Raw genomic sequence first — 16,395 nt, 5'->3', positions numbered from 1 at the left:
CCAAGCCCCTCCCGCAAGCGGGAGGGGAATTCAGGTCAGCCAGCGACCTTCGCGTAGCGCTCGCCGACGACGTCCCAGTTCACGATGTCCCACCAGGCCTTCAGATAGCCCGGACGATCGTTCTTGTACGTCAGGTAATAGGCGTGCTCCCACACGTCGTTACCGAGCAGCGGCGTGCCGGGCTCCTTGGCGTCGTCCATCAGCGGGTTGTCCTGGTTCGGCGTGCTCGTTACCTTCAGCTTGCCGCTCGCATCCGCGATCAGCCATGCCCAGCCCGAGCCGAACTGCCCCGCACCCTTGGTGTTGAACTCTTCCTTCAGCTTGTCGAGGCTGCCGAAGTCGCGATCGATCGCCTCGGCGAGCTTGCCCGACGGCGCCTGGCCGTTCTTGGCGGCCATCGTCTTCCAGAAGAAGTCGTGGTTCCAGAAGCCACCGCCATTGTTGCGGACCAGCGGCGGCTGCGACGAGATCATGCCGAGGATGTCCTCGATCGACTTGCCCGCCAGCGCGGAATCCTTCTCGACGCCTTCGTTCAGCTTGGCTGTGTACGCCGCGTGATGCTTGTCGTGATGAAACTTCATCGTTTCCTGGTCGATCACCGGCTCGAGCGCATCGTAAGCGTAGGGCAGCGGTGGGAGTTCGAAAGCCATGGGGGTTCTCCTTTATGGGGTCGGACGCTCAACGCCCGCAGGCTCCAAATGCTCCCCGCGAAGTCGTTACGCAAGCGTACCAGGCATAACCCAGCGGTTGCCTGATAGGCGGGTTGCGGTGGATCGAACAGGACGGGCGGTGCGCCGGGCGCGCGCGCCGTCGGTCCCATGCGAAATTTCACCCGGTCGACGCAGCCGGTATAGCCGGTCGCGGACGGCACGCGCTTGGCTATCGCCAACAGCTGCACCGCCTGTGCGCCGAACTCTTCGGCGGGTTGCGCCGCGAGCACATGGACGTTGCCCGTCTGGCCCCATGGCGCGACGTCATAGCCGATGACCGCCCATCCCTCGACCGCGCGACGCCGGAACATCTCGGGATAGGTGAGCACCGGCCCGACGGCCCATTCGGCCTTCGCCGGACAGGTCGCCCCGGCCGTACGGAAGCTGGCTTCCTCGGGCATCGGCGGCGCTGGCATCGTCCCGGCACCGACCCGATACGGATATTGGCATCCTACCCGAGCACCCGGCGCGAACCGCGAATCCCCGACGGCAGCCATCGACGCCGCTACCAGTGCCGCATTGCCGTTGCCCGCCACCAGCTTCAGGTGGATCGGCTTGCCGGCGTCGTCGATATCGAAGCCGATCATGCTCCAGCTAGGCCGACCGCGCTGCTTCGGAATCGCGTCGAAGTCCGGAAAGGCACGGTTGCGGACCTGCGGTGCAGGATCGTAGCAGGTCGAACCGACCGGCTTCACGCGCGCCCACATCTCCGCGGTCGGCCTCTGTCCGGGGAACATCGTATAGGTCATCACCGACGCCATCGGCGCAGCGGCGACCGGTTGCGGCGCGGGTACGAAGGTCAGGCTGCACTCGGCATGTGCGGCACCGGGTGCAAACTGACTGACTGCCAGCGCGGGAGTCAGATCCTCGCTCGCAACGACATACCCCTTAGCGATACGCTTGATGTCGAGCGGACGGCCGGTCTCATCGATAGTGAAACTGTACGTAATCGGCTTCATGCCGTTACCCGGCGTCGACCACCCCGACGCCGGCATCGCAGCAGGCGGTCGGGTGAAGACCACCGGAATTCCGGCACAGCGGACGTCCTGCGCCGTCCAGGTGATGAACATGAGTCCGCTGGGTCCGCCGCTGGGTGCGGCATGAGGAAACTGGAAGTTGATGATGGGCGGCGGAACTTGTGCTGCCGCGGAGAGCGTAGCGGCCGGTAGAATCGACAGGACGGATCGTAACAGCCTCATCGCGTGCGCTCCCCAATATCCTGCCGCATCGTGACGCTTGCGCGTTACAATCGCAAGTCAGGCAGCGGTCTTGCCATACTCCTGCCGCGTCACCGGGTGGCTGGACGAGAGACCACCATCGACCGCGATCGCCTGGCCATTGACGTAGCTGGCGTCGTTGGAGGCGAGGAACAGCGCGACCTTGGCGAGTTCCTCGGGCTGCGCGCCGCGGTGGAGCGGGTTGAGGCGGCCGACGCGCTCCATCTTGTTCGCCTCGCGTGCGTAGTCGAACACGGGCTTCGTCATGCCGGTCTCGGTGAGGCCAGGGCAGATCGCGTTAACGCGGACGTTCGAGCCGGTGAGTTGTTGCGCAGAGACGGCAGCGAGGTTGATGACGCCGGCTTTCGACGCCGAATATGCGGGCGAGCCGGCGCCGGAACGGATGCCGGCGACGCTGGCCGTGAGGACGATCGCGCCCTTCCCTCGCTCGGCGATCCGCGGCGCAGCGTGCTTGATCGCGAGGAACGGACCGATCAGGTTGACGCGCAACACCTCGGTGATGAGCGCGACGTCGGTGTCGAACAGGTTCGCCATGCCGCCCGAGATCCCCGCATTGGCGAACATCACGTCGAGCCCGCCGAAGCTGTCGCAGGCGAGCGCGATCGTGCGGATCACGTCCTCTTCGAGCCCGGCGTCGATGCGGATCGCCTTTGCCGTGCCGCCGGCCTGCGTGATCAGGTGTGCGGTTTCGTCCGCGCCCTCGGTCTTGTCGGCGACGATGACCTTGCCCCCTTCGCTCGCGAACAGGAGTGCGGCGGCACGGCCTATGCCGGAGCCTGCGCCGGTGACGATGATGGATTTGTCCGTGAAGCGCATCGCATGGTCCTTCGGTTAGATCGTGACGCCGCCGTCGATGACCATCGTCTGGCCGGTCATAAAATTGCTTGCCGACGACGCCAGGAAGACGACCGCCCCCGCGATCTCTTCCGGCTCACCGATCCGGCGGAGCGGCACGCTGGTGTTCGCCGCCTCGATCCGCTGCGGGTCTTCCCACAAGGCGCGCGCGAAGTCGGTCTTGATCAGGCCGGGCGCGATGCTATTCACGCGGACGTTGGACGGGCCGAACTCGACGGCGAGGTTGCGCGCGAGCTGCATGTCGGCGGCCTTGCTGATGCAGTACGCGCCGATCACCGGCGAGCCGCGCAGACCGCCGATCGAGGAAATGATGATTATGCTGCCGCTGCGGCGCTCCAGCATCTCGGGCGCGACCATCTGGATCAGCCAGTGGTTGGAGACGATGTTGTTGTCGAGAATCTTGCGGAACTGGTCGTCGGCGATGCCGGCTTGGGGGCCGTAATAGGGGTTCGAGGCGGCGTTGCAGACGAGGATGTCGATCCGGCCGAACTTGGCTCGCGTTTGGTCGACGAGGTGCTGGAGGCCGGCCTTGTCGGAGATGTTGGCGGCGATGGCGATTGCGGTGCCGTCGCCGTGCTTGGCGTTGAGCTCCGCGGCGACGGCATCGCAGGCGTCCTGCTTGCGGCTGGAGATCACGATCTTGGCGCCGTGCTCGGCGAGTTCGCGCGTCGACGCGAGGCCGATTCCGCGCGACGATCCCGTGACGATGGCTACCTGCCCCGTAAGATCAAATTGCGACACTGACTTCTCCCCTCCCGCTTGCGGGAGGGGTCGGGGGAGGGCCCGATCTTTCCGCAACGTTTCAAACCGAGGCCAGGTCAGCCCTCCCCTAACCCCTCCCGCAAGCGGGAGGGGAATCAGGCGCCCGCCTTCACCGCGAAGCCCCAGGCAGCATCCGCCAACCCGTGGATCTTCGCGACCGTCTTCTCCGCCTGCGCGCTCGACGCGGTGCCGTCGATGATGCGCTTCTTGATGCCCTGGACGATGCCGGTCAGGCGGAAGAGGTTGTAGGCGAAATACCAGTTGAGATCGGGGACGCCGTCGCGACCGGTGGCGGCGCAATAGCGTTCGACCACCTGCTCGATCGTCGGAATGCCCGTCTCCGGACCGGTCATGCCGAGCACGCCCGAGCGCCCCTCGGGTTCGGTCACCCAACTCATCAGCAAATACGAGAAGTCCGCCAGCGGATCGCCCAGCGTCGACAATTCCCAGTCGAGCACCGCGATGACCTTGGGCTCCGACGGCGCGAAGATCATGTTGTCGATGCGGTAGTCGCCGTGGACGATCGAGGTCCGCGTCTGCTCGGGGAGCGTCCGCGGCAACCATTCGATCAGGCGCTCGACCGACTCCATATGCTCGGTCTCGGCCGCGCGATATTGTTTGGTCCAGCGGCCGACCTGGCGCTCGAAATAATTGCCGGGCTTGCCGTACTCGCCGAGCCCCGCCGCCGCGTAATCGGTGTTGTGGAGCGCGGCGAGCGTGTCGACCATTGCCTCGTAATGTGCGGTGCGCTCGGGCGGAGTCGCGCCGGGCATCGCACCGTCCCAGATCGTCCGGCCTTCGACCATCTCCATAACGTAAAAGGCCGAACCGATGACCGCCGCGTCCTCGCAGAGACCATAGGGCCGAGGCACCGGGAAGCCGGTTGGATGGAGCCCCGCGATGACGCGATATTCGCGGTCGACGGCGTGCGCGCTCGGCAGGATCGGGCCGAACGGTTTCCGGCGCAGCACATAGGCGCGATCCGGCGTGTCGAGGCGGTAGGTCGGGTTCGACTGGCCGCCGGCGAACTTCGCGTAGGTCAGCGGACCGGCATAGCCGGGCACGTTGGCGGTCATCCACGCGCTAAGCTTGTCGAGGTCGAGACGGTCCTTGTCGCCGACCTCGATCGTGCCGACCATGCTGGTCGATGCGTCGCTCACGAGAAGGTGATCACGCTACGGGTCGTGTCGCCGCGGCGGAGTTCGTCGAACGCGTCGTTGATCTGCTCCAGCGGCATCCGGTCGGCAATGATCGTGTCGAGATCGAGCAACCCGCGCATGTAGAAATCGACCAGCCGCGGGATGTCGACCGGGAAGCGGTTCGAGCCCATGAACCCGCCCTGCAACCGCTTGCCCGACAGCAGGTCCATCGCCGACAGCCCGACCTTCTCGCCGAGCGGCATCATGCCAAGGATCGTCGCGGTGCCGCCGCGACGCAGGACCTTAACCGCTGTCGCCGCCGATTGCGCACGCCCGACCGCCTCGATCGCATGATGCACGCCGCCCTTGGTAATCGCGACAACCTCGTCCGCTGCGGTCTCGGACAATGCATCGATGCTGTGCGTCGCGCCGAGCTTCTCCGCCATCGCCCGCTTTTCCGGGACGGGATCGAGCGCGATGATCTTCCCTGCGCCTGCGATCTTCGCCGCGTTCACCGCAGCGAGCCCGATGCCGCCGCAGCCGACCACGCAGACCGTCTCGCCCGGAGTCACGTCAGTAGTGTTGAACACCGCCCCTGCCCCGGTGGTAATCGCGCACCCAAGCAACGCAGCGCGGTCCATCGGCATGTCGCGGTCGATCGCGACGCACGCATGCTCGTGAACCAGCATCATTTCCGCGTAGGCGCTGAGGTTGAGCATCTGCGCGATCGGCCGGTCACCGAGCATGAGGCGCGGTGCGGCCCCCTTCGGACGGCGCACGCTGGCGTCGATGCACAGCGACATCCGGCCGGTGACGCAGAACTCGCATTGACCGCAGAAGGCCGAGAGACACGTCACGACATGGTCGCCGACTTTCACGCCGCGAACCTCGTCGCCGACTGCCTCGACCACGCCACAAGCCTCATGGCCAGGAATGGTCGGCATCGCATGCGGATAGGCGCCGTCGACGAAATGCAGATCCGACCGGCACACGCCGACCGCGACCGTGCGGATCAGCACTTCGTGCGCCGTCGGCTTCGAGACGGTGACATCCTCGATGCTGAGCGGGGTGTTGGCTTCGAAAAGGACTGCGGCTTTCATGGGTAGGTGCGCTCCGAAACAAGGCCGTCATCCTAACGAAAGTCAGGACCCAGAGCCAAGATCGCTACCCTTGTGGCTCTGGGTCCTGGGTCGAGCCCAGGATGACGAAGAAAGAAGGACGAACAAGGGTTTACCGGCTCACCCCGACATCCCCGCTGGAAACGCCGCCCTTACGGAAGTCGCCGTATTTCCCGAACTCGTTGCGCGCGATCGAGCGATTGTGAACCTCGTCCGGGCCATCCGCGAACCGGAGAGTCCGCATCGCCGCCCAGTCGTGCGCCAATCGGAAATCACCCGACACCCCGCCGCCGCCATGCGCCTGGATCGCATCGTCGAGGATCCGCAGCGCCATGTTCGGCGCCGCCACCTTGATCATCGAGATCTCGATCTGCGCGGACTTGTTACCGGCCTTGTCCATCATGTCCGCCGCCTTGAGGCAGAGCAGCCGAGTCATCTCGATGTCGATCCGCGCGGTCGCAATGCGCTCCTCCCAGACCGAGAAGTCCGCGATCCGCTTGCCGAACGCGACGCGGTCGAGCAGCCGTCGCGCCATCGCCTCGATCGCAGTCTCGGCGACACCGATCGTGCGCATGCAGTGGTGGATACGGCCCGGCCCGAGCCGCCCCTGCGCGATCTCGAATCCGCGGCCCTCGCCGAGCAGCACGTTCTCGACCGGCACGCGGACGTTCTCGAGCACCACCTCGCCGTGGCCGTGCGGCGCGTGATCATAGCCGTAGACCGACAGCATGCGCTTGATCGTCACGCCGGGCGTATCCATCGGCACGAGGATCTGGCTCTGCTGCTGATGCCGCGAACCCTCGAACGACGTCTTGCCCATCACGATCGCGATCTTGCAGCGCGGATCGCCGACGCCGCTCGACCACCATTTGGTGCCGTTGATGACGTAGTGATCGCCGTCGCGGACCATCGACGTCTCGATGTTGGTCGCGTCCGACGACGCCACCGCGGGCTCGGTCATCAGGAACGCCGAGCGGATCTCGCCGCGCATCAACGGCCCGAGATACGCCTCCTTCTGCTCGCGCGTGCCATAGCGGTGAAACACCTCCATGTTGCCGGTATCGGGCGCCGAACAGTTGAAACACTCGCTCGCCCAGCTGATCTTCCCCATCTCTTCCGCGCATAACGCATATTCGAGATTGGTGAGCTGCGTGCCTTCGAACGCGAACGAATCGTCGACATGCTTCTGGCCGGAATGCGGCGGCATGAAGAAATTCCAAAGGCCCGCGGCCTTCGCCTTCTCCTTCATCTCCTCGATCACCGGAATCACCTTCCAGCGCTCGCCCTCATGCGCCTGCTGGTCGTAATCAGCCTGTCGCGGGCGGATATTCTGGTCGATGAAATCCCGGACCCGATCCCGGAAATACGTCTCTCGTTCGCTCAGCGTGAAATCCATGCGGGCTCTCCGTTCGTCGTCGCTTTGGAGGCGGGTTAGACCATACCGCACATTCGGTAAAGCGTGGGGAGGGTCCCGGAAAGCATGTTTTCAACTCCGCCCTGAAACGGCCTAAAAAGCACTGTATCTTCAAATCGAAGCTGTTAGGGTGTTTCGATGAAGGTTCCGGCAGAGGCCAGCGACGAGAGCGAACAGGGGACCAAGCGCTTCCGTGCGAAGCGTGACGCGATCCTCGCCGCGGCGGCAGAAGCGATCAACGAACAGAGTGCCAAGGGCATGACGTTCGCGGACGTGGCGCGGCGCGTCGGGCTCAACACGACGAGCGTTACCTATTATTTCAAGCGCAAGGAAGACCTCGCAGCGGCGGCGTTCGAGAACACGCTCGAATCGCTGATCGCGATGCTCGACGTCGCGGCGGAAGAAGCGACGCCGGAGGACCGTGTTCGGCGCTATCTCGCGCTCAACATGGACCGGCTCGGGCGGATTCAGCGCGGCGAGGAGAAGGCGTTCGCCGTCCTCTCCGATCTGCGCGCGACCGAGGAGCCGATGCGCGGCCGGCTGATGGCAGGCTGGCGCGAAGTGTTCCGCCGTACGCGGCTGTTGTGGGGACCGACCTCGTCGCGCGCGCAGACCGATCTCAACGGCGCACGCGCGCATGTGCTGCTGGAGAACACGTTCTGGCTGCCGATCTGGCTGACGCGGTACGAGCCCGACCAGTACGGCCGCGTCGAGGAACGGCTGATGGACGTATTCGCGCACGGCATCGCGGGCAAGGACGCCAAATGGTCGCCGACCCTGCTCGATCTCAGCCATGACGAGGCCGAGCCGGGGCGCGAGGCGTTCCTGCTCGCCGCGACGCGCCTGATCAACGAACTCGGCTATCGCGGCGCCTCGGTGCAGAAGATCGCATCCGAGCTGAACGTCACCAAGGGCAGCTTCTACCACCATCTCGATGCGAAGGACGACCTCGTCATCGCGTGCTACCGCCGCAGCTTCGACACGATCGCCGATGCGCAGAGCCGCGGCGAGGCCGAGGGCGGGAGCTACTGGCACAAGCTGTCCAGCACCGTCGCAACCTTGCTCGACGTGCAGTTCGCCGAACGCGGGCCGTTGCTGCGCACCACCGCACTCAGCGGCCTGCCGGTCAGCGTGCGCAACGCGATGGTCGATCGCTCGAACGGCATCGCGCGGCGCTATGCGGGCATGATGATGGACGGCATCGGCGAGGGTTCGATCCGCGCGGTCGATGCTCTGATCGCGGCGCAGGCGTTGATGGCGCTCCAGAACGCGGCGTTCGACATGCGCAAATGGGCGTCGACGATGCCGCGCGAGCGGGCGATCGCGATGTACGCCTCGACGCTGATGTTCGGGCTGTTCGACGATCGGATGGCCAAGGCCTGACGCCGGTCGCGACGACGACATCGGCCGCGACAATCGCACTCGTAACGGTTTGGTTACGCGGCGTTAACGCCCAGAGGCCGATCCCGACACCTCCACGGAGGGCGTCATGCACACGATCACGACCGATCTCGACACCGGCATCATCGAGGTCGAGGCGTCCGGATTCTGGACGATCCCGCATGTCGAGGGCTTCCTCCGTGATCTGGACGGCGAGGCGCGACGCGTGCTGGCGACCGGCAAGCGCCACATGCTGCTCGGCAATTTCTCGCGGTCCGCGATCCAGCCCCAGGAGGTGGTCTCTATGCTCCAGCGCGTCGCTTTGACCATCCCGCTGAAATCGCGGAAAGTCGCCTTGTTCACCGACGGCAAGCTCGCGCGGCTGCAGGTGAAGCGGATCGTCGCGGTGCGCGACGACATGGCGGTGTTCGATGACCGGACAAGCGCGATGACATGGTTGTTGGCGGATGCGTTGGCCCACCCTGCCGCGGCCGCCGCCCCGCCGTCAGCCTGACGCGAGGGGACTACCTCGCACCATCCTCCGCGCGCTTCAGCAGAACCCCGGCGCGCCAGTAGTGAAACAGCGCCCACGGCGTCATCAGCACGATGATGATCAGCGCATAGCGCAGCGAATCCTCGCCGAAGCCGGGCTTCAACAGATCGCTCAACCACCCGACCATCGTCGGCCCCAGCCCCAGCCCGACCAGATTGATGACCAGCAGCGTGATCGCCGCCCACATCGCACGGATCTGCAACGGCGCAAGGTGCTGGATCAGCGCAAAGCTTGGCCCAAGATACGAATTGGCGAAGATCAGCGAGACGAAATAGCTGCCGATCGCGACTACCGGCGCGTCGATCAGGTAGAATGCGAGCGCGAACGGAAGCGACAGGCCCTTCATCACGAGGACGACCCAAGCCTGGACGTGGAGCCCGTGACGCTTGGCGAGCACGTCGGCTATCTTGCCGCCTGCGAGCGCAGAGATCGCGCCGAACAACGCACCCGGCAACGCGATGTAGCGTGAGATATCAAGCATCGAGATGCCAAGTGATCGCTGGATATAGCTCGGTCCCCAGCCGGTCAGCGCGTAGCCGATCATCGAGGTCAACGTCACGCCGACCACCAGATGCCGCGCCGGTGCACTCGCCCACATCGACGCAAACCCCTGCGCGACGCTCGGCATCGGCTTCGCCACTGCGCGCGCCGCATCGGACAGGCCGCGGCGGGGCTCGACCATGAACAGGCGGACCAGCAGGGCGAGCACGATCCCCGGCAGACCGACGGTCATCATCGCGATCCGCCAGCCATAGCTATGCGCGACGACTCCGCCGATCAGCGTCCCGAACCCTGCACCGAGCACCACGCCGAGCGAATACACGGCCATCGCGCTCGCGCGCTTCTCGGGCGGGTAGAGATCGGCGATGATCGAATGGCTTGGCGGGCTCGACCCCGCCTCGCCGATGCCGACGCCGATCCGGAACAGCATCAGCTGCGTGAAGTTCTGTGCGAGCCCGCACAGCGCGGTCATCGCGCTCCAGATCGTCAGGCTGGCGGCAATGATGCTGCGACGGCTGGTCCGATCGGCCAGCCGTGCGACCGGAATGCCCAACGTCGCATAGAAGATCGCGAACACGAGTCCGGACAGCAGCCCGAGCTGCGTATCGGTCAGCAGCAGGTCCGCCTTGATCCGCTCGAGCAGGATCGCGAGAATCTGGCGGTCCATGTAGCTGAAGAAATAGGTGAAGGTGAGCAGCGCGAGCGTCAGGCCCCGCCGCTTCATCGCCAATGCGTCGGCGATCTCGGGATGGGACTGATACGCTGCGGCCATCGGCAATACCTCGAAGTCGAAACAGGCCTTACGCTAGGGCAATTGAGGCGTACCAGACAAGCTAAAGCTGTATTCCTGGCCGACCTGCGACGAGCCAACGGCATGTGTATGACGAGCGACATACCGCTGCGAAGCAATGTCTTATGGGTTTGAAGGCGTTACCGGTGTTTCGTGAGAAGGACGGCGGAAGATGCGTCCTCGTTTGGGTCGCTCTTCCGCCTTATCCCCTCTCCAACGTCGTGGCCGGGCTCGTCTCCGCGTCATCAGTGGAGCGGAGCGTCCGGGCAATCTGAATACCGGGTATGCGGCTCCCCTCGCATAGATTCGCGACGTTGCAAAGCGTATTTTCCTTATCGCTCCCGCCAGGGATGGAATCCCTCGTGGCGTCCAGCTTGCCCGCCACGGCCCCTGCCTCGCCTCCCACGCAACACAATCGCTGGAGCATTCCGAAGACTGACTTATTTAATCGGCCCCCGCCAAACGCGGCGAGATCCCACTGCTTCTAAAAGAAGCCCGGTCCGACCTCACGATCAGGGCGAGTGCGGCTTGGCCGGCGGCGATCGCCGCGTACGAGAGGGAAAGGCAATCAACGACAGCATCAAGCCCAGCACCGACGAAGCGAAGAATCCGCTGCTCGGGCAGACGGCGGTGAAGGCCGGACGTTAGTCGCTGATCGTCCACCCCAGCCGCGGATCGCCACCGCGAACGGGTTGGGCGGCAGCCAATCTTTGGGCGAAACTGCCATCAGCTACGTAGGCTGGTGGAGCGGCCATCGCGGCCGGTGGACTATAGGCCACGGTCGCGTAGGATGGCGACACTAGGGCCGGACCTCGCGCGAACGACGCGGCAGCGGGCGGGATCAGCGGTGCGTACCGGGCCATCCGTATCGCTGGACGCGCGATCCGGGTCGCCTCGCCGGTGAACGCGGTGAACTGGCGCCCTTCCTCGAACACGGCGTTGTGCCCGGTGACGAACGCCCCCGCGACGACACCGCCGACGATGATCGTCCCGATCGTCTCGCCGGTCCGGCCATCTCCGGCGGCGTGATAGCGACCAACGACGGGTACGCTACGACCGCCGACTTCGACCGAGCGCAGTTCGATATCGAGCTTGCCGGATTTGCCGAACGCGCCCTTGCCGGTCCTGAAGGTGACCGCGCCGACGCCGGGAGCCCCGCGCGGGATCAACACCGCGCCATCGACGATCACGTCCCGCGCGACCGATACAGCGACGGTTTGCCCGACGCGTGCGCGATCCGACGCGATCTCCTCGTCCAGGCGCAATACCATCTCGGTATGCGCCGGCACGACGATCGCCGCATCCGTCGGCGCTTCCTGCGCGGATATGGCGGTGGGTAGCGTGCACAATGCCGCAACGACGATCAGCTTGTGCACTCGGTTTCTCCCCTGCGGGCACGGTCTGTCCCGCGCCGGAGATAGCCGAGGAAGGACTTCTATCGTGTGAAACGAGTTGGTTAACTGTGCGGTTTACGCTTGGGCACTCGGTCGGGCGGAAGCACGGGCATGCCATGCCCTCAGATGTTCGAGATCGTCGGGCATCGCGACGCCGACGAACTTGGCGAAGTCGATCGTCGTGAGCAGGACGATATCGGCAATCGTGTAGCGCTCGCCATCGAGCCAGTCGCGACCGTCGAGCGCGTGATCGAACTCCGCCATCGCCGCCAGCACGCGCGGACGCTGGCTCTCGCCGAACTCGGTATATTGCGGCTGGACGATCCGCGCGGTCCAGGGATGCGTGTGCAGCCATACCATCGACAGCGGCGTCATCAGCCGCAGTTCGATCCGCCGCGTCCACATGTCGATCTCGGCGATATTGTGCGCGCCGTGGCCGAACAACGGGGGATCGGGATGGAGGACTTCGAAATACCGGCAGATCGCGACGCTCTCGGTCAGCACGCGACCATCGTCGAACGCCAGGGCCGGCGTCTGGCCGAGCGAATTGACTGACAGGAACGCGTCCGACCGGTGTTCGGCCTTCGGGATCGAGATCTGCGCCATCGGCACGCGGATGTGCTTTTCCGCCAGGAAGATGCGGACGCGGCGCGGGTTGGGCGCTGGCAATGCGCTATCGTAGAACAGCAAGAGCGTCTCCTCGGCATCTGTTTTCGAATATACCGTATGGCATTGCCGGACGCGTTCGCCTAGCGATGCGTCGCATGACGACCGCTGCAGACATGCTCGCCACGGGCTTTGCCACCCTCCCCGATTTGATCCGTGCGCACGCGTTGGAACGCGGAGATCGGACGGCCGTCGCCGACGCGCAGGGCGGTATCGACTATCGAACGCTCGACGCGACGATAGACCGGGTGGCGGCGGCGTTGCAGCGCGACGGGGTCGCGCCGGGGAGCGCGGTGGCGATCGTTGCCGCGCCGACGACGGACTATGCGGCGGTATTCCTTGGTGCGGTACGCGCGGGGTGTGTCGCGACGCCGATCGCACCGTCCGCGACGCCGGCGGCGATTGCGGCGATGATTGCGGATAGCGGCGCGCCGTTGGTGTTTCTCGATGCGGAGAATGCGCGGGCGTTGGAAGGGCAGCGCCTAACGGCCCGCATAGTGTTGTTTTCCCGCGAAGGCGGGGGCCCAGGCTGCGCTACCGCCTTCGCGGGAGAACAATCTTTTGATGCGTGGCTTACGCCTCCAGAGACCAAGCCTGCCCCCGTCGCGATCGCCCCCGAAGACCCGTTCAACATCATCTACTCGTCCGGCACGACCGGTACGCCCAAGGGCATCGTCCAGAGCCACGCGATGCGCTGGGCGCACGTCTCCCGCAACACGGCGGCGGGGTTCGACACCGCGGTCACGATGATCGCCACGCCGCTCTATTCGAATACGACGCTGGTCAGCTTCCTGCCGACGCTCGGCTGGGGCGGCACCGTCGTGCTGATGGGCAAGTTCGATGCGCGCGCCTATCTCGAACTCGCGCAGCGATACCGCGCGACGCACACGATGCTCGTCCCGGTGCAATATCAGCGGATCATGGCGCTGCCCGATTTCGACAGCTTCGACCTGTCGACGTTCCGTTTCAAGACCAGCACCAGCGCGCCCTTCTCTGCGGCGTTGAAGGCCGACGTCGTCGCGCGCTGGCCGGGCGTACTGGTCGAATTCTACGGCATGACCGAAGGCGGCGCGAGTTGCGCGCTGAACGCCACCGCCAACCCGACCAAGCTGCACACCGTCGGCCAGCCGATGCCGGGGCACGAAATCCGCCTGATCGACGATGACGGCGTCGAGGTAGCGCCCGGCGAGATGGGCGAGGTCGTCGGCCGCAGCCCGGCGATGATGAACGGCTATCACGGCCGCACCGAGGCCACCCGCGACGCCGAATGGCATGACGCCGACGGCAACCGCTACATCCGCCACGGCGACGTCGGCCGGTTCGACGAGGACGGTTTCCTGACGCTGATGGATCGGAAGAAGGACCTGATCATCTCGGGCGGGTTCAACATCTATCCATCGGATCTGGAAGCGGTAATGACGCAGCACCCGGCGGTGGCGGATTGCGCGGTGATCGGCGTGTCATCCGAGGCATGGGGTGAGACGCCGGTAGGCTTCTACGTGCGACGCGATGGCGTAATCGAGGATGCCCCCGCCATCCTCGCCTGGGTGAACGGCCAGCTCGGCAAGACGCAACGCCTGTCCGCGCTCCATGTCGCCGACGAGCTACCCCGCAGCGCGATCGGCAAGGTGCTCAAGCGCGAACTCCGCGACAGGCTCGGAGCTGCCGCCGCATGACCAGTCTGAAACAGGCGATCGACGCGCTGGAACCGATCGAAGGCGGCGGCTGGCGCGGGACGGTGCCCGAGAATTGGTTGCAGGGCCGCACCGCTTATGGCGGCTTCTCCGCCGCGCTCGCGCTGCATGCCGCGCAGAAATCGGACGTCGACCTGCCGCCGCTGCGGTCCGCGCAGGTGTCGTTCATCGGCCCCCTCTCCGGCGACATCATGATCCGCGCGAGCCGGTTGCGGCGCGGGCGCAACGCCGCGTTCGTCCAGGCGGATGTCGAGAGCGAGGCCGGGCTCGGGCTGCGCGCGACGTTCGTGTTCATGGGCGCGGTCGCGTCGCGCGTCGATCACCAGACCGGCGCCGCGCCCGACTTCCCAATGCCCGGCCCCGATACGCGGACGTTTCGCGGGACCAGCGCGGTCGCGTTCTCGCGCAATTTCGACCTGCTCGATCGGCGCGACGAGGGTGTCGGACCGGCGGAATGGCTGCGCTGGGTGCGGCTGGCCGAGCGTGACGGTCTCGATCCGATGGTCGAGCTCGTCGCGGTCGCGGATTGCCTGCCGCCGTCCGCGCTGAAACTGCTGGGTGGCCCCGCCCCGCTCAGTTCGATGACGTGGCTGCTCAACATTCTTGGTCCGCAGCCGGTGACGCGCGATGGCTGGTGGCTGCTCCGCGCGACCACCGACTACGTGCGCGAGGGCAGTTCGAGCCAGCAGATGGCGATCTGGAACACGGACGGCACACCGGTCGCCGAACAGATGCAGAGCGTCGCGATCTTCGCCTAGTCCGACTAGCACGCCCCTGACATATCTTGCGACACATTGGTGGAGGGGCGGCAAAACCCTGCGACAACCGGGGTTTAGAACGACGGTCATTCGATGGGAATTCGTCCCACTCCGCTGGAGACCGACATGCGCAAGACCGTACTCACCCTGATGCTCGCCGCCAGCGCGATCACGTCCGCCGCTAGCGCGCAAACGCCTACCACTCCACGACCGCCGATGCGCCAGGATGCGAACCAAGACGGCGTCGCCACCCGCGCGGAAGCGATCGCGCAGGCCGACGCTCGCTTCGCGCAGATGGATACAGACCATGACGGCCGGATCACCGCCGGCGAGATGCGCGCCTATCGCGAGGCGCTGCACGACCGGATGGTCGCCAGCGGTCGCGATGTCCCCGTGCCGCCGCCGGGGGGGCGCAAGCATGACGGCATGGGCCGCCGGATGGATCCGAACGGCGACGGCAGCGTGACGCGCGAAGAGTTCGAGGCGCGCGCGCTCAAGCGGTTCGACCGGATGGATGCCAATCACGACGGCACGATCGACGCGACCGAGCGCGCCAACGCCGCCGAGATGCGCCACGTCGATCGTCGCGAACGCCGCGACGGCGTGACCCCGCCCGCGCCTGCTCGATAATTTGGAGGAGGGGCGGCATCGGGCGTCGATGCTTCCCCTGGACAGCCGCCATGCTAGACACTGCCCCGATGGGAGATATGCCGCACCTGCTGCTCGTCGACGACGAGCGCTCGATCCGCGAGCCGCTGGCCGTGTACCTCACCAAGCAGGGGTTTCGCGTCACGCAGGCGGGCGATGCGGAGGCGGCGCGGACGCGGCTGACGGCGTATGCGATCGATCTCGTCATCCTCGATATCATGATGCCCGGCGAGGACGGCTTGTCGCTGTGCCGCCACATCGCCGCGACCAGCGACGTGCCGGTGATCCTGCTGACCGCGCGCGCCGAGGAGACCGACCGGATCGTCGGACTCGAGATGGGCGCGGACGATTACGTCGTGAAGCCGTTCTCGCCGCGCGAACTCGCGACGCGCGTGAAAGTGATTTTGCGCCGCGCGACGGCGGGCGGATCGCGCCAGCATGCGCCGGAGAGCAGCTCCTACGGGTTCGCCGGCTGGGTGCTGAAATCGGGCGAACGTGCGCTGATCGACCGCGAGGGCGTGTCGGTGCCGCTGTCGACCGGGGAGTATAACCTGCTGCTCGCGCTCGTCACGCGCCCACGCCAGGTGCTGACCCGCGACCAGTTGCTCGATCTGACGCAGGGGCGCGAGGCGGCAGCGTTCGACCGCGCGATCGACAACCAGATCAGCCGGTTGCGCCGGAAAATCGAGGCGGATGCGAAGACGCCCGAGCTGATCAAGACGGTCTGGGGCGGCGGCTATACGCTGGCGGCCGAAGTCACCCGCCTGTGATCGGG

16 protein-coding genes are annotated in these 16,395 nt (G+C 65.8%); 6 read left to right on the top strand and 10 right to left on the bottom strand.

From position 1 onward, the window contains the following. Positions 1 to 35: 35 nt before the first annotated feature. The 7 genes from C8J25_RS03830 to C8J25_RS03800 all read right to left on the bottom strand — a co-directional run bounded on the left by C8J25_RS03830 (position 36) and on the right by C8J25_RS03800 (position 7,218). A complete protein-coding gene (locus tag C8J25_RS03830; RefSeq protein WP_107952266.1) occupies positions 36 to 650 on the bottom strand; it encodes a superoxide dismutase in 615 nt (204 codons plus the stop codon). After that, positions 596 to 1,780 (bottom strand): energy transducer TonB, encoded by a 1,185-nt coding sequence (locus C8J25_RS03825; RefSeq protein ID WP_167397650.1) that lies wholly within the window; start codon positions 1,778 to 1,780, stop codon positions 596 to 598. The genes C8J25_RS03830 and C8J25_RS03825 overlap by 55 nt, the downstream gene beginning before the upstream one ends. A 186-nt stretch (positions 1,781 to 1,966) precedes the next feature. Continuing rightward, on the bottom strand, positions 1,967 to 2,764 hold the full coding sequence (locus tag C8J25_RS03820) for an SDR family NAD(P)-dependent oxidoreductase (RefSeq protein WP_107952264.1): 798 nt from the start codon (positions 2,762 to 2,764) through the stop codon (positions 1,967 to 1,969). 15 nt (positions 2,765 to 2,779) lie between these two features. Further along, entirely contained in the window at positions 2,780 to 3,544 is a 765-nt protein-coding gene (locus tag C8J25_RS03815) for an SDR family oxidoreductase (RefSeq protein WP_107952263.1), read from the bottom strand. A 116-nt stretch (positions 3,545 to 3,660) separates the two neighbouring features. Next, positions 3,661 to 4,704, bottom strand: a complete 1,044-nt coding sequence (locus C8J25_RS03810; protein ID WP_107952684.1) for a phosphotransferase family protein — start codon at positions 4,702 to 4,704, stop codon at positions 3,661 to 3,663. A gap of 17 nt (positions 4,705 to 4,721) precedes the next feature. Beyond that, complete coding sequence (locus tag C8J25_RS03805; RefSeq protein WP_107952262.1) at positions 4,722 to 5,804, bottom strand: Zn-dependent alcohol dehydrogenase; 1,083 nt, start codon at positions 5,802 to 5,804, stop codon at positions 4,722 to 4,724. 130 nt (positions 5,805 to 5,934) lie between these two features. Further along, on the bottom strand, positions 5,935 to 7,218 hold the full coding sequence (locus C8J25_RS03800; RefSeq protein ID WP_107952261.1) for an acyl-CoA dehydrogenase family protein: 1,284 nt from the start codon (positions 7,216 to 7,218) through the stop codon (positions 5,935 to 5,937). A 156-nt stretch (positions 7,219 to 7,374) separates the two neighbouring features. On the opposite strand from C8J25_RS03800, the gene C8J25_RS03795 reads away from it, so the two are divergent. Beyond that, complete coding sequence (locus C8J25_RS03795; RefSeq protein ID WP_107952260.1) at positions 7,375 to 8,619, top strand: TetR/AcrR family transcriptional regulator; 1,245 nt, start codon at positions 7,375 to 7,377, stop codon at positions 8,617 to 8,619. A 106-nt stretch (positions 8,620 to 8,725) separates the two neighbouring features. Continuing rightward, the gene (locus C8J25_RS03790; protein WP_107952259.1) at positions 8,726 to 9,130 is read left to right on the top strand and encodes a hypothetical protein; all 405 of its coding nucleotides are present in this window, start codon (positions 8,726 to 8,728) and stop codon (positions 9,128 to 9,130) included. Positions 9,131 to 9,140: 10 nt separating this feature from the next. Here the strand turns inward: C8J25_RS03790 and C8J25_RS03785 are convergent, their stop codons facing one another. From C8J25_RS03785 to C8J25_RS03770, 3 genes are all read right to left on the bottom strand, one after another. Next, entirely contained in the window at positions 9,141 to 10,442 is a 1,302-nt protein-coding gene (locus C8J25_RS03785) for a spinster family MFS transporter (protein WP_107952258.1), read from the bottom strand. A 662-nt stretch (positions 10,443 to 11,104) separates the two neighbouring features. Next, positions 11,105 to 11,836, bottom strand: coding sequence for a hypothetical protein (locus C8J25_RS03775; protein WP_107952256.1), 732 nt, complete (start codon positions 11,834 to 11,836; stop codon positions 11,105 to 11,107). 93 nt (positions 11,837 to 11,929) lie between these two features. Further along, complete coding sequence (locus C8J25_RS03770; RefSeq protein ID WP_107952255.1) at positions 11,930 to 12,544, bottom strand: glutathione S-transferase family protein; 615 nt, start codon at positions 12,542 to 12,544, stop codon at positions 11,930 to 11,932. Positions 12,545 to 12,618: 74 nt separating this feature from the next. Here C8J25_RS03770 and C8J25_RS03765 point away from each other — a divergent pair, with 74 nt between their 5' ends. From C8J25_RS03765 to C8J25_RS03750, 4 genes are all read left to right on the top strand, one after another. Further along, positions 12,619 to 14,196, top strand: coding sequence for a class I adenylate-forming enzyme family protein (locus tag C8J25_RS03765; protein WP_107952682.1), 1,578 nt, complete (start codon positions 12,619 to 12,621; stop codon positions 14,194 to 14,196). Further along, positions 14,193 to 14,972, top strand: a complete 780-nt coding sequence (locus tag C8J25_RS03760; RefSeq protein ID WP_107952254.1) for an acyl-CoA thioesterase — start codon at positions 14,193 to 14,195, stop codon at positions 14,970 to 14,972. The genes C8J25_RS03765 and C8J25_RS03760 overlap by 4 nt, the downstream gene beginning before the upstream one ends. A 126-nt stretch (positions 14,973 to 15,098) precedes the next feature. Next, a complete protein-coding gene (locus C8J25_RS03755) occupies positions 15,099 to 15,602 on the top strand; it encodes an EF-hand domain-containing protein (RefSeq protein ID WP_167397649.1) in 504 nt (167 codons plus the stop codon). 68 nt (positions 15,603 to 15,670) lie between these two features. Then, a complete protein-coding gene (locus C8J25_RS03750) occupies positions 15,671 to 16,390 on the top strand; it encodes a response regulator (protein ID WP_107952252.1) in 720 nt (239 codons plus the stop codon). The last annotated feature ends 5 nt before the right edge of the window (positions 16,391 to 16,395 follow it).

This window comes from Sphingomonas faeni (assembly GCF_003053745.1).
GTDB lineage: Bacteria > Pseudomonadota > Alphaproteobacteria > Sphingomonadales > Sphingomonadaceae > Sphingomonas > Sphingomonas faeni.
The sequence above is the reverse complement of the archived record's forward strand: the minus strand, read 5'-3'. Positions and strand labels throughout refer to the sequence as shown.